The organism is Variovorax paradoxus EPS (assembly GCF_000184745.1).
GTDB lineage: Bacteria > Pseudomonadota > Gammaproteobacteria > Burkholderiales > Burkholderiaceae_C > Variovorax > Variovorax paradoxus_C.
The window spans coordinates 1,827,700-1,841,606 of sequence record NC_014931.1 but is presented as its reverse complement, the minus strand read 5'-3'; the positions used below and the strand labels follow the sequence as shown (position 1 = coordinate 1,841,606).

Sequence of the window (13,907 nt, the reverse complement as noted above, 5' to 3'; positions counted from 1 at the left end):
TTTCATCTTCTTGTTCGTCGTTCTTGGCGTTTGCGAAAAAGAGCGGGCCGCTCAGGGAGCGAGCTTCCATTGGCCGTTGTCGAGCTTGACGATCACGCGGGCGCGCTCGTCCACGCCGTAGAGGCTGCCTAGCTTGAAGCTGTAGACGCCGTGCGTGCCCACCACTTCCTTGGTGCTGAAGATGGCATCGCGCAGCGCGACGCGGAACTCGGCGGTTCCCGGCTCGGCCTTCTTCATCGCGCGCGAGGCGGCGTCGGCGAACACCAGCCAGCCGTCGAAGGAATAGGCCGAGAACGCATCGCTGGTCGGCGCGTTGTTGACCTTCTGGAACACGGCACGGAACTCGGTCGCGATCTTCTTGGTCGGGTATCCGTCCGGCAGTTGCTCGGCGACGATCACGGGGCCGGTAGGCATCAGCGCGTTCTGGCCCGCGGCGCCGACCACGCGCACGAAGTCGGGGTTGATGAGCCCGTGCTGCCCGTACACACCGCCCTTGTAGCCGCGCTCCTGCAGCGCGAGGAACGGCAGCGCGCCCGGCGTGCCGGCGCCACCGGTCATCACCGCGTCGGGGCGCAACGCCACGATCTTGAGCACCTGGCCGGTCACCGAAGCATCGGCGCGCGCATAGCGTTCGTTGCTCACCACCTTGATGCCAGCGCCGGGCGCGGCCTTCATGAGCGCGTCGTACACCAGGTCGCCCCAAGCGTCGGTGAAGCCGATGTAGCCCACGGTCTTGACGTTGTTGCGCTTCATGCGCTCGACCACCGCGTCGATCATCAACTGCGTAGGCTGGGCGACCGTCATGACCCACGGGTTCTCATTGGGGTCGAGCAGGATGGGCGTGAGGCCGATCATCGGCGTCTTCGCATCGCGGCCGACTTGCGCCATTGCAATGGCTGCTGGCACCCCCGAAGTGCCCATCAGCACATCGACCTTTTCCTCTTCGACGAGCTTGCGCGCATTGCGCCCGGCGGTCGTCGGATCGGAGCCGTCGTCCAGCACGATGAGCTGCACCTTGCGGCCGTTGATCTCGGGCTTGTAGGCCAGCGCGGCCTGCATGCCCTTCGCATAGGGCACGCCCAGCGAGGAGTTCGGCCCCGAGAGCGACACGCTCAGGCCGACCTTGAGGTCGGCCGCGAAAACGCTCGCAACGCCGCAGGCGGCGAGCGCCGCGGCGAGGGCACCGCGCGTGAGGGTCAGCATCAGGCTCTTCATGTCGTAGCTCCGGTGAGGATGGTTGGAATGAACAGGTAACTCAGATGAACAACTGGATGGCCGGCAACGCGCGTGCGGCATTGAGCAGGTCGATGCGCTTCTGGCGAATCGACCATCCCGAAGATGTGTGCACGAGGTGGTGGCGGGCAGTGCCACTCAGCAGGATCTGCGATTCGCCGCGTGCTTCGACGTAGAGGAACGGCGTGCGAAGGCGCACTTCGCCGTCCGTCTCCTCCTCGATGCGCGAAGGCTGCAGCACATGCTGGCTGTGGCTCGCGGGGTGCTGCGAATGCGCGCGCGGGTTCTTCAGGCGGTCCACGCGCAGTTGCAGCAGCAACCGGTCTTCATAGGCCAGCGAGTTGTGCGAGAGGGGATCGGCCTGCGCCGCACCGAGCAGAGGCACCCAGTAATGGCCGTCGTCGGCGAAGAGCGCGAGCCAGTCATCGAAGCGCCGCTCGTCGAGCAGCGCGGCCTCGTGGGCGATGAAATCACGGGGATCGTTCATGCCGCGGCCTCCGGTGCCATCGCCTTCGCCCAGGCGCGGAACTGGTTGCGCATGAGCAGCTCGTTCGTGCCGTTGGTGGTGATGGTCGATTGCGCGAGCTCGGCCGCGTCGAAGTTGCGGTGCAGGCTCACCCATTCGTTGCCGCCGGCGCGCAGGCCCTGCTGGATGCTCTCGAAGAGGTGCACGTCGTCGTGCGCCACCACCGACATCGGCGAGAACACGAGGCGGTTGTAGCTCATCGCGCGCTCGAAGAGCAGCGCGGGCGCACCGGCTGCGCGGAAGCTCCAGGCCTCGATCAGGGTGCGGTCGGCAGCCAGCGGGCGGATCACGCGGATCGCCTGGGGCGACCCCTTCACCGACAGGCTCGGATACAGCACCGAGTTCTGCGGCGAGCGCTGCAGGATGTCGGCCGCGCGCTCGGCGCCGTGCGCGGCCTGCATGGCGGCCTCGTACTCGGGCAACTGCGCGTAGTTGGAGTGGATGCTGAAGTTCACCCCGAGCACGCTGTGCCCGTTGGCGAACACCCGCCCACCCATCTTGTCGAAGAACTCGTAGCCCGAGCCGAAGGGCAGGATCTGCTCCATCGCCATCGGCTTGGGATCGGTAGGCGCGTGCCCCTCCCACAGCGCCTCGGCCGCCTTGGTGGCCGATTCGTGCGTCGACATCGGATGCACCGTGTCGTTGATGTTCTCCAGGTACATCTTCCAGTTGCAGTGGACGATGTTGCGCAGCACGCCGCCGCCCACGGTGAGCCTGCCCTCGGGCGAGCGGTCGACCATGTTGTCGATGGCGCCGAGCACCTCGCCGAAGTAGTCCTCGAACGACGGGCCCGTGTCGGACAGGCGCACGAAAACGAAGTCGCGGTACACCTTCACATGCTTCACCACCGACAGCCCCTGCCCCGATTCGCAGGCCTTGAGCTGCGTGCCTTCGTAGCCGTTCTTGAGCGGCAGGCCGAGCGGCGCGCCGTCGAGCTTGTAGGTCCAGGCGTGGTACGGGCAGCGAAAGAAGCGACCGGTATTGCCGCTCTCGTCCGTCACCAGTTGCGTGCCCTTGTGGGCGCAGCGGTTGTATATGACGTGCACCGCGCCATCGGGCTGCCGCACCATCAGGAGCGGCCGGCCTGCGACGTCCTGCGTCACGAAGTCGCCCGCCTCCGGCACCTGGCTCGCGTGGCCGAGGAAGACCCAGGTGTCCGCAAACAGGCGCTCCTGCTCGAGCGCGAAGATTTCCTCGCTCAGGTACAGGTCGCGGTGCACGCGGTCGTCCTGCACCAGGGCGGCGATGCGGTCGGGATGATGGCGGTAGCTGGTCATCGGCGGGCGCTCGGTTTTATGTCAGGGGACCAGCTTCCACTGGCCCTTGCTCATCTGCACGATCACCACGCCGCGCTGGTCGGAGCCATAGCGGTCGTCGGGCTTGAAGGTGTAGATGCCGTGCGTGCCCACCAGCTCCTTGGTGCTCACGATGGCATCGCGCAACGCGGTCCGGTATTGCGGCGTGCCCGGCTCGCCCTTGGTGCGCGAGGCGGCGTCGGCCAGCAGCAGGTAGGCGTCGTAGGTGTACGAGGAGAAGGCATCGGTCGGCACCGCGCCGTTCACCTTCTGGTAGGCCGCGCGGAAGCCCATCGACACCTTCTTGATGGGGTTGCTGTCGGGCAGCTGGTCGGCCACGAGCACCGGGCCGCTGGGCACCTGCAGCCCTTCGATGGAGGCGCCGCCCACGCGCACGAAGTCGGCGTTGATGAGCCCGTGCGTGCCGTAGATCTTGCCCTTGTAGCCGCGCTCGGCGAGTGCGATGTAGGGCAGCGCGCCCGGCGTGCCGGAGTTGCCGGCGAATACGGCATCGGGCCGCGCCGCGACGATCTTCAGGATCTGCCCCGCCACCGACGAATCGCTGCGCGCATAGCGCTCGTTCGCCACCACCTTGATGCCGGCCGTGGCCGCGCTCTTGACCAGCGAGTCGTAGGCGAGATCCCCCAGCGCATCGGAGAAACCGATGAAGGCCACCGTCTTCACGCCGGACTTCTGCATGCGCTCGACCACGCCCGCGACCATGAGCGGGAACGGTTGCGACACCGTCACCGTCCATGCGCCTTCGGGGCCGGCGATGGTCACCGGCGTGGGCGAGATCAGCGGCGTGTTGAGTTCGCGCGCCACCGAGGCGATGGCCATCGCGCCCGGCACGCCCGAGGTGCCGATGAGCACGTCGACCTTGTCTTCGGTCACCAGCTTGCGCGCGTTGCGGCCTGCGGTGGTCGGGTCGGAGGCGTCGTCGAGCACGATGAGCTGCACCTTGCGCCCGCCGATTTCCGGATGCTCGGCAATGGCTGCGCGAATGCCCTTTTCATAGGGCACGCCGAGTGCGGCGACAGGGCCCGACAACGAGCTGATGAAGCCGATCTTCAGGTCGGCCGCCATGGCTTGTGCGGCGGCCAGTGCGACGGCAGTGAGGCCGACGATGCGGGCCAGTTTCTTTTTCATCGAGGTTGCTCCAGCGAGTTGGTGTGTGGTGCGCGTTGAATCAGGGAACCAGCTTCCATTGACCCTTTTCCAGCTTCACGACGACACGCGAGCGTTCGTCCGACCCATAGCGATCGGTCGGCTTGAAGTTGTAGACGCTGTGCGTGCCCACCAGCTCCTTGGTACTCACGATGGCATCGCGCAGGGCAAGGCGGAACTGCGGCGTGCCCGGCTCGGCCTTGGTGGCAAGCGCACGCTGGGCCGCATCGAGGTACAGCAGCCAGGCGTCGAAGGTGTAGGCCGAGAAGGCATCGGTCGGCGGTGCGCCGTTGGCCTTCTGGTAGGCGGCGCGGAAGTCCATCGACACCTTGCGGATCGGGTTGTCGTTGGGCAACTGCTCGGCCACGATCACCGGGCCGGTGGGTGCGAGCAGGCCTTCGACGGCAGCACCGCCCACGCGCACGAAGTCGGGGTTGATGAGCGCATGCATGCCGTAGATCTGGCCCTTGTAGCCGCGCTCCGCGAGCGCCAGGTAAGGCAGCGCGCCGGGCGTGCCCGAGGTGCCGGTGATTACTGCATCGGGGCGCAGCGCCACGATCTTGAGCACCTGCCCGGTCACCGACGAATCGGCGCGCGCATAGCGCTCGTTCGACACGATCTTGATGCCAGCCGGCTCCGCGCTCTTCTGCAGCGCGTCGTACACCAGGTCGCCCCAGGCGTCGGAAAAGCCGATGTAGCCGACCGTCTTCACGCCCGATTTCTTCATGCGCTCGACCACCGCGCTCACCATCAGCGGCGCAGGCTGCGGCAGCGTGACCATCCACGCGCCCTCTTCGCCCGGCAGGTTGGCATTGGCGATGGAGATCAGCGGCGTCTTCGTCTCGCGCGCCACGCCGGCGATGGCCAGCGCACCGGGCGATCCCGCGGTGCCGATGATGACGTCGACCTTGTCCTCGTCGATCATCTTGCGGGCGTTGCGTGCGGCCGTGGACGGGTCCGACGCGTCGTCGAGCTGCACCATCTGGATCTTGCGGCCGCCCAGGTCCGCCTTGTAGGCGAGCGCGGCCTTCATGCCCTTTTCATAGGGAATGCCGAGCGACGAGACCGGCCCCGAGAGCGAGGTGATGAACCCGACCTTGAGATCGGCCGCCCAGGCGCCCGCCACGGCACTCAGGGCGCCGAGGCCCACGGCAATGCTTGCGAGGGCACGGAATCGGTTCAGGACTTTCATGGCGATGCTCCAGGAGGTGATGTTTTTGAATGAAACGGACGGACTGACACTGAAAACTAGAGGGCCAGGCTGCCGACGCTGGTGCCGCCGCAGACGTAGAGCACCTGGCCGGTGACGAAGCTGTTGTCAGGGTCGGCAAAGAAACGCACGGCGCGTGCCACATCGGCCGATTCGCCCAGGCGCTTGACGGGCACGGAGGCCGCGAGCGCGCGTTCCTTCTCGCTGCCGGCTTCGACGACGTCGTAGAACATGTCGGTGCGAATCGGGCCCGGCGCCACGACGTTCACCGTGATGCCGTCCGCCGCGAGTTCGAGTGCCCAGGTGCGGGCCATGCCCAGCATGCCGGCCTTGGTCGCGGAGTAACTGGTGCGGGTCGCGAGGCCCAGCGCCGCGCGCGACGACAGCAGCACGACGCGGCCGAAGCGCTGCGCGCGCATCGCGGGCAGTGCGCCCTGCACGAGCTGGATTGCGCAGCCCAGGTGCAGGTCGACCAGCGCATCGAGGTCGTCGAGCTTCACCTCCGGCAGCAACGCTGCGCGGATGACGCCGGCGTTGTGCACGATGGTGGTCGGCGCAAAGCGCTCGACCAGTTCGCGCACCGCCTCGCCCGTGGCGGCGCGGTCGCTCAGGTCGACCTCCAGGCTGTGCAGTTTCGGATGGTCGATCTCTGCCTTGCGGCGCGCGAGCGACACCACCTCGTAGCCCTGTGCGAGCAGGTCTTCGCATATCGCCTTCCCGATGCCGGCGCTGCCGCCGGTGACGGCCGCGACCTTGGGCTGCGTGGTCATGCCTGCGCTCCCACGAGTGCCAGCACGCGCAGCGGACTGCCGCTGCCCTTCTCGATCTTCAGCGGCGGGCAAATCAGCACCGCACCCGCGGGCGGCAGCAGGTCGAGGTTGCTCAGGCACTGCAGGCCATAGCGTCCCGCGCCGTGCATGTAGTAGTGGCACGGGTACGGCGGCCGCAGGTGATAGCCCTGTCCCGCGTCGGTGCCGATGGCCTCCGAGCCGAAACCCAGCACGTCGCGCTGCTCCACCAGGAAGCGAACGGCCTCGGTGCTCGGGCCGGGGGTGTGCTGGCCCGTCTCGTCGAAGTTCTGATACGCCTCGGGGTCGCTGCGCTTGGACCAGTCGGTGCGCATCAGCACCCACGCACCCTTCGGGATGCGGCCGTGCGCGGCTTCGTAGCGCTCGATGTCGGCGACGCTCAGCAGGTAGTCGTCATTCGATTGCACATCGGCCGAGCAGTCGATCACGCAGGCCGGCGCGACGAAGTTCTGCACGGGGATGGTGTCGACCGAATTGTTCGGCAGGTCGCGTCCGGATATCCAGTGGATCGGTGCATCGAAGTGCGTGCCGGTGTGCTCGCCGCAGGAGAAGTTGTTCCAGTACCAGGCCGGACCGCGCTCGTCGTACTTCGACACTTCCTCGATGCGGAAGGGCCAGCACTGGCCCATCTCGGGCGGCAGTGCGATCTGCGGGAATTCGGGCGTGAGCGTCTGCGTGAGGTCGATCACGCGGATGCGGCCGCTCGCCATGGCGGTCACGAGGCCGCCGAGGATTTCGGCGGCGGACATCAGTTCGGTGGTTGTCGTCATCGTGGGTTCCTTCTTCAGCCGCCTGCGGCCAGCTCGCGTTCGAGCACCTTCGGGTTGTCGCGCCAGCGCTCCAGCCACTCCTGCGCGACGTCGCCGGGATAGACGTCTTCGACGCCGTCGCGCAGCGCCTTCACGATGGCGTTCGCCAGAGCGGTGGGCGCCAGCTTGGGCGGCGGCGTGTGCTGGTTCCATTCGTCGTCGATGGGGCCGGGGAACACGTTGATCACGCGGATGCCGGCCGGCCGCATCTCGGCGCGAAGGCATTGCGCGAGCGAATGCGCCGCCGCCTTCGAGGCACTGAATGTGCCGTGCGGCGGAAAGTTGCTGAGCGCGTAGATCGACAGCAGGTTGACCCATGCGGTCGCGCCGGTCGCGCCATCGGCCGAGCGGCCCTTGAGCGCAGGCCCGAACTCCTGCGCGAGGCGCAGCAGGCCGAAGTAGTTGATGTCCATCTCAGCCTTGGCCACGTCGGTGCCGCGCCGCGCGCCGATGCCGAAGGTGCGGTGCACCTCGGCGTTGTTGATGACGATGTCGACCTTGCCGCCGATGGAGCCCGCAAGCTCGGTCACCTGCCGGCCGTTGGTGAGATCGAGAGGAACCAGCGTGACCTGCGGCAGCGCCGAGATGTCGTCCAGCCCGTCGCCCATCTTCTTCCAGGGTTCGGCGTGGCCGACCCAGACGATGTCGGCGCCCGCCTTCACCAGCGCGCACACGATGGCCTGGCCGGTCTCGGTCTTGCCGTCGGTCACCAGCGCCTTGCGGAACTTGGGGTCGCTGGTCATTTCACGCAGCATCTTGTCGTCGGCCATATGGGCACTCCCTTCATTCGGAAAACCAATGAGAACGGCCTGGCCCGCGCGGTCGAGCCGGGCGCCTACGCGCACGCGCGTGGGCGCATCACCGACCTCGCCGTGCAGGTGGACCATGAGCGTGGGGCCGGCATCCAGGTGCACCAGGCCCAGCCGCCAGGGCAGCCGCTCGCGGAAGAACAGGTCGTTGCTGTGGTGCAGCGTGGTGCTGCCCAGCAGCTCGCCCTCGCCGCTCTGCGCGCGCCAGCGCAGTGCAGCAGACAGGCACTTGTGGCAGACCTCGCGCGGCGGATACTGCACGGTGCCGCAGTCTTCGCAGGTCTGCAGTTCGAAGCGGCCTTCGGCGGCGGCGGCCGTGAGGCCGAGCGCGACGCGGCCGCGCGCGCCGGGCGGCAGGTTCATCTGCCGGGTGCGCAGCACCGGGTTCTTGCGCGGGGGGCGCATCAGGGGCATCGTCATGCGGGTCTCCCCAGGATGACCGCGCCGGTACACAGGCAGCGGTCGTAGGTCACCATCCCGAAGCCGGCAACAAGGCCGAGTTGTGCGTCGGGCACCGCGCGCGGTCCGGCTTGATCGGTCAACTGGCGGATCGCCTCGACCATGCCGAGGAAACCACCCGCCGCCCCCGCCTGCCCCGCCGAGAGTTGCCCGCCGCTCGTGTTGTTGGGAAAGCTGCCGTCGAAGGTCATGGTGTGCGACTGCACGAAAGCCGAGCCCTCGCCCTTCTCGCAGAAGCCCAGGTCCTCGAACTGCATCATCACAATGACGGGGTAGTCGTCGTAGGTCTGCACGAAGTCGAGCGCGGCGGGCTGCATGCCGGCCTGCGCATAGAGGTCGTCGCGGTCCTTGCGCCAGCCGCCCTGCACCATCACCGGGTCTTCGGCGTAGGCGTTGTGGCGCTCGATGGCGCCGCGGATCACCGCATGCGGCAGGCCCAGGTCGCGGGCGCGCTCCTCGCTCATCACGAGGAAGGCGTCGGCGCCTGCGCAGGGCATCACGCAATCGAAGAGATGGATCGGATCGGAGATGGGCCGCGCCGCCATGTACTCGTCGAGCGTGAGGCCCTTCTTGAACATCGCATTGGGGTTGCCGAGCGCGTTGGTGCGCTGGTCCACGCAGATGCGGCCGAAGTCCTCGCGCTTCGCGCCGTAGGTACGCATGTAGTTGGCGGTGATGAACGCGAAGATCGAGTTCGGCCCGCCCGAGCCGTAGGGGTAGCTCGCATCGCGTGCGAAGTTGCTGAAGCTGCCGAGCGTCTGGCGGAAGGAATCGACGTGGTTGGTGTCGGCGCCCACGCAGGCGACGATGTCGGCATCGCCCGCCTGCACGGCGCGCGCGGCGCGGCGCAGGCACATCACGCCCGAGGCGCCGCCGGTAGGTACATGGTCGAGCCAGCGCGGCGACATTCCAAGATGCTGCGTCACGCCCACAGCCGTGTCGGGCGCGAGCGAGAAGCTGCTGAGGCACAGGCCGTCGATCTCTTCCTTGGCGACGCCGCTGGCTTCGACCAGCGCCTGCACGGCCTGCCCGATGAACCAATGCGCGGTGTGCGTGGAGTAGCGCACGTAGGGCACCGTGATGGGCACGGCCACCGCGACGCCTTCGTAGGAAAGCCGGTTGCGACTCATGCTTGCCTCTTCTTCATCGACCGGGTGTCGATGCAATGGCCCTGCCCCGGCAGCGAATGCGCCATCTCGCGCAGTTGCCCGCGCTGGATCTTCTGGGAGGGCGTGAGCGGCAGCGCATCGACGAAGGCGACGTAGCCCGGCGCCTTGTAATAGGCCAGCTGCGCGAGCGCGTGCTGCACGATGCTGGCTGCGACCTGCTCGCGCTGCGATGCATCGGCATCCTCGCGCATCACGATGCAGGCCAGCACCTCGTCGCCGCGCACCGCGTCCGGCGTGGCGGCCACGGCCGAGGTCTTCACGGCGGGATGCTGGTTGAGCACGCTCTCGACCTCGACGGCCGAGATGTTTTCGCCGCTGCGGCGGATCACGTTCTTCTTGCGGTCGACGAAGAAGAAATTGCCCTCGGCGTCGCGGCGCACGAGGTCGCCGGTGTGGAACCAGCCATCGGCCCAGGCTTCGCGCGTGGCTTCCTCGTCCTTGAGGTAGCCGGAGAAGAACCAGCGCTTCGGGTCGTCACCGGCCGAGCGCACGAGCAACTCGCCCGGCGCATCGGTGCCAACATCGCTGCCGTCTTCGCCCACGAGGCGGATCTGCACGAAGTCTTCCTGCCGGCCGAAGCAGCTTGTGCCCACCAGGCGCGGCTCGCGGTTGGCCATGATGCAGGCGGCCGCACCGGTCTCGGTCATGGCCCAGGCCTCGACCAGCGGGAAGCCGAATCGCTCCTCGAAGGACGCATGGTTCTTGCGGTCCACGCCGGCACCGAAGCCCCAGCGGATCGCGTGGTCGCGGTCGGCGGCGGAGGGCGAGGCAGAGAGCAGCATCGCCGGCATCACGCCGAGGTAATGAACGATGGTCGCGCCGCTTTCGCGCGCGCTGGCGAGCCACGTCTTCGGATGGAAGCGGTCGAGCTGCACCAGGCAGCCGCCCGCCACCAGCACCACCATGGTGGAGAACGCCATCGCGTTCATGTGATTGAGCGGCAGCGGCGTGATGACGCGTTCGGTATCAGGGCGGATGCTGCACACGCCGTCGAGCGCGGCATACCACTCGCCCGCGCGCAGGAAGTAGGCGTTGCTCAGGATGCAACCCTTGGGGCGCCCGGTCGTGCCCGAGGTGTAGAGCAGGCCGCATTCGGTGTCGACACCGATGGGCTCGCTAGCACGCGGCGCGGTAGTCCTTGCGCTCGGCACTGCGTCGCCCGGCCCCATCGTCTCGAAGGTCACGCCAGCTTGTGCCGCGGCTGCGCGCAAGTCGTTCGCGCGTTCGGGCAGCGTCACGGCGAGGCCGATTTCGCTGTGGCCGATCAGGTAGACCAGCTCGGCCGATCGCATCTCGGCGTTGATCGGCACCACGCTCACGCCGAGGGCATTGAGCGCGAACCAGTGGAAGAGGAACGCGGGCCGGTTCTCCAGCAGCAAGCCGACACGATGGCCGTGCCCGTAGCCGGCCTCTGCATAGGCCGCGCGCAGGCGCTCGACCTCGGCAGCGGCTTCGCCCCAGCGAATGGCGCCGGCTGCGATGCCATAGGCCGCGGCCGTCACCGATTCGGTGAACAGGAACTCGGCCTCCGGCGTGCGCGCCGCGGTCGCCGAAAAAACTTGATGGACGGTGGCGTGTCGCATCGCGTCCTTAGATAAAAAGCTGCACGGCAGGAAGCGCCGCGTCGCAGTTGAGCAGGTTCACGCGCTTGAGCGTCATGCGCAGCGCGCCGTCCTGAAGCGTGAGGTGATGAAAAAAGGTGCCGACGTAGAACTGCAGCTCGTCGCCTTGCGATTCGGTGTAGTGGAAGCTGGTGCGCACCACGAAGCGGTTGCCCTCGGCGTCGAAGGTCTCGACGACCGGCACCTGCAGCAGATGATGGCAGCGGCTCGGCGGCTGCTGCGAAAACGCGCGCGGGCTCTTCAGGCGCTCGATGCGCAGGTCGCGCAGCAGCTTGTCTTCGTAGAGGTGCGAGGTGTGATTGAGGCCGTCTTCCTGATCGGGCACGAGCGGCACCCAGTAGAAAGCGTCGTCGGTGAAGAGCGCGTTCCACTCTTCATAGCGGCGCGTGTCGAGCAGGTGCGCTTCGTTCACGACGAAGTCGATGAGGTCCTGGCGGGTGACTCGGGTGTCGGTGCCGGCCATCACATCGTCTCTGTCATGCGTTCGACCCAGCTGCGGTACTGGTTGCGCATCGGCAGCTCGTTTGTGCCACCGGTCGTGATCTCACCGCCCTTCAGTTCGGCGGGGTCGTAGTCGCGGTGCAGGCTCACCCATTCGTTGCCGCTCGCGTGCAGCCCGGCCTGCATGCCGCGATACGCCTGCAGGTCGTCGTGCCCCACCACCGAGAACGGCGAGTTGATGAGCCGGTTGTACATGGTGGTGCGCTGCAGCAGCTCGGGCGGCGCGCCCTTCAGGCGGAAGGTCCAACTCTCGATCAGCGTCTTGTCGGCCGAGATCGGCTTCACCACGCGGATCGCCTGGATCGCGCCCTTGATCGTGAGGTTCGGGTAGTACACGGTGTTGTGCCGCGCCATGCCCAGGATCTGCGCGGTCTTCTCTTCGCCGTAGCGCGCCTTCATGGCATCGTCGTATTCGGGGATCGCCTTGTACTTGCTGTGGATGCTGAAGTGCACGCCCGTGAAGCTGTGGCCGTGGTCGTAGGTGCGGATGCCCATGTCCTCGAAGAACTTGTAGTCGGACATGAAGGGCACGAACTGCTCGACCGCCATGGGCTTGGGTTCGTCAGCCGGCTTGTCGGCCCACATGCGCTTGGCGGTGCCGGCCGAGGACTCGTGCGCCACCATCGGATGCATGGTGTCGTTGAGGTTCTCCACGAACATCTTCCAGTTGCACTGGTGCATGAAGCGAAGGCAGCCACCGGCGATCTCGAGTTCGCCTTCAGGCGAGCGGTCGGCCATGTTGTCGATGGAGCTCAGCGAGTCGCCGAAGTATTCGTCGAAGTCGGGGCCCGCATCGTTGATCTTCACGAAGATGAAGCCGCGGTGGCTGCGCACATGCTTGAGCGTCGTCAGGCCCTTGGCCGACTCGCATTCGTGCAGCGCGGTGTTCTCGTAGCCGGTCTTCAGCGGAATCGCGAGCAGCGAGCCATCGGTCTTGAAGGTCCAGGCGTGGTACGGGCAGCGGAAGAACTTGCCGGTGTTGCCGCAAGGCGCGCTCACCAGGCGCGAGCCTTTGTGGGCGCAGCGGTTCATCATCGCGCGCACGCTGCCGTCGGTGTGGCGCACCACGATCAGCGGGCGGCCGGCAATCTCGTTGCTGATCCAGTCGCCGGGCTTGGGCAGCTGGCTTTCGTGGCCGACGTAGTTCCAGGTGTTGGCGAAGAAGTGCTCCTGCTCCAGCTCGAAGACCTCCTGGCTGGTGTAGAGGTCGCGATGCACGCGGTCGTTCTGCACGAGCGCGCGGACGGCGTCAGGGTTGTCTCTGTAGGAAGGCATGGTTCTCGTGGTCCTTGCTTCAGATATCGAGCACCAGGCGCGCACCCTTGGCGCGCGAGATGCAGATCTGCATGACGTTGCCTTCCGCCTTCTCGCGGGCAGTGAGCACGTAGTCGCGATGATCGATTTCGCCTTCGAGCACGGGCACGGCGCACACGCCGCATTCGCCGCGCTTGCAGTCGAACATCGGATCGCAGCCGTTGTCGATGAGGCAGTCGAGGATGCTCTGGTCGGCCGCAACGGTGAAGCGCTGGCCCGACTGGGCGAGCTCGACCTCGAAGGGCTGGTCACCTTCTTCGGCGACCGGTTCGGTGAAGAGCTCGAAGTGCACGCGGTCGTGGTCCCAGCCGCGTGCCTGGGTGCGGGCAAGCACGGCATCGAGCATGACCTTGGGGCCGCAGACGTAGAGGCGATCGCCGGCGGGCACGCTGTCGAGCAGCGCATCGATGTTGAGCGGGGCGCCGGCTTCGGCGTCCGCATGCACGCGCAGGTCGTCGCCCAGCAGCGCCTGGAGCTCAGGCAGGAAGGCCATCAACTCGCGGCTGCGGCCGGAGTAGTGCATGCGCACGGGCGCCTCTTCGGCGCGGCGGCGTGCGGCCATGGTGGCGAGCGGCGTGACGCCGATGCCGCCTGCGACCAGCACAGAGCCGCCGGGGCCGGTGTGCAGCGGAAAGTCGTTCTTCGGCGCTTCGATGGCGAGCGTGTCGCCTTCCTTCAAACGTTCGTGCATGAAGCGCGAACCGCCGCGGCCTTCAGCCTCCTTGCGCACGGCGATCACGTAGTCGGTCGGTGCGTTCGTCGCGTTGCGCGCGGTCGCGAAGTTGATCAGCGAGTAGTGGCGCCAGTCGGTCTTGCCATCGGGCAGCGACACCTGCACGCGGATGTGCGCGCCTGCCGCGAAGCCCGGAAGCGGGCGACCGTCTTCCGCGCGCAGGCGCAGCATGCGGATCAGCGGATTGAGTTCGCGCGCTTCGGCGATGCGAAGCTGGAGCGTGGCGGTGGGAGCGGTCATGGTGTGTCCGT

13 protein-coding genes are annotated in these 13,907 nt (G+C 67.2%); all 13 read right to left on the bottom strand.

Annotation, left to right across the window (positions count from 1 at the left end):
• Window positions 1-51: 51 nt before the first annotated feature.
• The 13 genes from VARPA_RS08315 to VARPA_RS08255 are packed head-to-tail and all read right to left on the bottom strand — an operon-like array spanning window position 52 to window position 13,896.
• Window positions 52-1,215, bottom strand: a complete 1,164-nt coding sequence (locus tag VARPA_RS08315; protein ID WP_013540109.1) for an ABC transporter substrate-binding protein — start codon at window positions 1,213-1,215, stop codon at window positions 52-54.
• 40 nt (window positions 1,216-1,255) lie between these two features.
• Window positions 1,256-1,720 carry an aromatic-ring-hydroxylating dioxygenase subunit beta gene (locus VARPA_RS08310; protein ID WP_013540108.1) on the bottom strand — a complete coding sequence of 155 codons (465 nt, stop codon included), beginning with the start codon at window positions 1,718-1,720 and terminating at the stop codon, window positions 1,256-1,258.
• Window positions 1,717-3,036: an aromatic ring-hydroxylating dioxygenase subunit alpha gene (locus tag VARPA_RS08305; protein WP_013540107.1), complete on the bottom strand. Its 1,320-nt coding sequence runs from the start codon at window positions 3,034-3,036 to the stop codon at window positions 1,717-1,719. The genes VARPA_RS08310 and VARPA_RS08305 overlap by 4 nt, the downstream gene beginning before the upstream one ends.
• Before the next feature lie 21 nt (window positions 3,037-3,057).
• Window positions 3,058-4,203, bottom strand: a complete 1,146-nt coding sequence (locus VARPA_RS08300; protein WP_013540106.1) for an ABC transporter substrate-binding protein — start codon at window positions 4,201-4,203, stop codon at window positions 3,058-3,060.
• A 40-nt stretch (window positions 4,204-4,243) separates the two neighbouring features.
• Complete coding sequence (locus VARPA_RS08295; RefSeq protein ID WP_013540105.1) at window positions 4,244-5,413, bottom strand: ABC transporter substrate-binding protein; 1,170 nt, start codon at window positions 5,411-5,413, stop codon at window positions 4,244-4,246.
• Window positions 5,414-5,469: 56 nt separating this feature from the next.
• The gene (locus tag VARPA_RS08290; RefSeq protein ID WP_013540104.1) at window positions 5,470-6,201 is read right to left on the bottom strand and encodes an SDR family oxidoreductase; all 732 of its coding nucleotides are present in this window, start codon (window positions 6,199-6,201) and stop codon (window positions 5,470-5,472) included.
• Window positions 6,198-7,010, bottom strand: a complete 813-nt coding sequence (locus VARPA_RS08285) for a cyclase family protein (RefSeq protein WP_013540103.1) — start codon at window positions 7,008-7,010, stop codon at window positions 6,198-6,200. Before VARPA_RS08285 ends, VARPA_RS08290 begins: the two co-directional genes overlap by 4 nt.
• Window positions 7,011-7,024: 14 nt before the next feature.
• A complete protein-coding gene (locus VARPA_RS08280; protein ID WP_013540102.1) occupies window positions 7,025-8,278 on the bottom strand; it encodes an SDR family NAD(P)-dependent oxidoreductase in 1,254 nt (417 codons plus the stop codon).
• Window positions 8,275-9,447 (bottom strand): thiolase family protein, encoded by a 1,173-nt coding sequence (locus VARPA_RS08275; RefSeq protein ID WP_013540101.1) that lies wholly within the window; start codon window positions 9,445-9,447, stop codon window positions 8,275-8,277. The genes VARPA_RS08280 and VARPA_RS08275 overlap by 4 nt, the downstream gene beginning before the upstream one ends.
• Window positions 9,444-11,069, bottom strand: a complete 1,626-nt coding sequence (locus VARPA_RS08270) for an AMP-binding protein (protein WP_013540100.1) — start codon at window positions 11,067-11,069, stop codon at window positions 9,444-9,446. The genes VARPA_RS08275 and VARPA_RS08270 overlap by 4 nt, the downstream gene beginning before the upstream one ends.
• A 7-nt stretch (window positions 11,070-11,076) precedes the next feature.
• Window positions 11,077-11,571 (bottom strand): aromatic-ring-hydroxylating dioxygenase subunit beta, encoded by a 495-nt coding sequence (locus VARPA_RS08265; RefSeq protein ID WP_013540099.1) that lies wholly within the window; start codon window positions 11,569-11,571, stop codon window positions 11,077-11,079.
• Entirely contained in the window at window positions 11,571-12,884 is a 1,314-nt protein-coding gene (locus tag VARPA_RS08260; protein ID WP_013540098.1) for an aromatic ring-hydroxylating dioxygenase subunit alpha, read from the bottom strand. The genes VARPA_RS08265 and VARPA_RS08260 overlap by 1 nt, the downstream gene beginning before the upstream one ends.
• 19 nt (window positions 12,885-12,903) lie before the next feature.
• Window positions 12,904-13,896 (bottom strand): PDR/VanB family oxidoreductase, encoded by a 993-nt coding sequence (locus VARPA_RS08255; protein WP_013540097.1) that lies wholly within the window; start codon window positions 13,894-13,896, stop codon window positions 12,904-12,906.
• Window positions 13,897-13,907 lie beyond the last annotated feature (11 nt).

Excerpts from the sequence above, each read along its gene's own strand:
- VARPA_RS08315 (WP_013540109.1), bottom strand. The coding sequence starts at position 1,215 with ATGAAGAGCCTGATGCTGACCCTCACGCGCGGTGCCCTCGCCGCGGCG.
- VARPA_RS08310 (WP_013540108.1), bottom strand. The coding sequence starts at position 1,720 with ATGAACGATCCCCGTGATTTCATCGCCCACGAGGCCGCGCTGCTCGAC.
- VARPA_RS08305 (WP_013540107.1), bottom strand. The coding sequence starts at position 3,036 with ATGACCAGCTACCGCCATCATCCCGACCGCATCGCCGCCCTGGTGCAG.
- VARPA_RS08300 (WP_013540106.1), bottom strand. The coding sequence starts at position 4,203 with ATGAAAAAGAAACTGGCCCGCATCGTCGGCCTCACTGCCGTCGCACTG.
- VARPA_RS08295 (WP_013540105.1), bottom strand. The coding sequence starts at position 5,413 with ATGAAAGTCCTGAACCGATTCCGTGCCCTCGCAAGCATTGCCGTGGGC.
- VARPA_RS08290 (WP_013540104.1), bottom strand. The coding sequence starts at position 6,201 with ATGACCACGCAGCCCAAGGTCGCGGCCGTCACCGGCGGCAGCGCCGGC.
- VARPA_RS08285 (WP_013540103.1), bottom strand. The coding sequence starts at position 7,010 with ATGACGACAACCACCGAACTGATGTCCGCCGCCGAAATCCTCGGCGGC.
- VARPA_RS08280 (WP_013540102.1), bottom strand. The coding sequence starts at position 8,278 with ATGACGATGCCCCTGATGCGCCCCCCGCGCAAGAACCCGGTGCTGCGC.
- VARPA_RS08275 (WP_013540101.1), bottom strand. The coding sequence starts at position 9,447 with ATGAGTCGCAACCGGCTTTCCTACGAAGGCGTCGCGGTGGCCGTGCCC.
- VARPA_RS08270 (WP_013540100.1), bottom strand. The coding sequence starts at position 11,069 with ATGCGACACGCCACCGTCCATCAAGTTTTTTCGGCGACCGCGGCGCGC.
- VARPA_RS08265 (WP_013540099.1), bottom strand. The coding sequence starts at position 11,571 with ATGGCCGGCACCGACACCCGAGTCACCCGCCAGGACCTCATCGACTTC.
- VARPA_RS08260 (WP_013540098.1), bottom strand. The coding sequence starts at position 12,884 with ATGCCTTCCTACAGAGACAACCCTGACGCCGTCCGCGCGCTCGTGCAG.
- VARPA_RS08255 (WP_013540097.1), bottom strand. The coding sequence starts at position 13,896 with ATGACCGCTCCCACCGCCACGCTCCAGCTTCGCATCGCCGAAGCGCGC.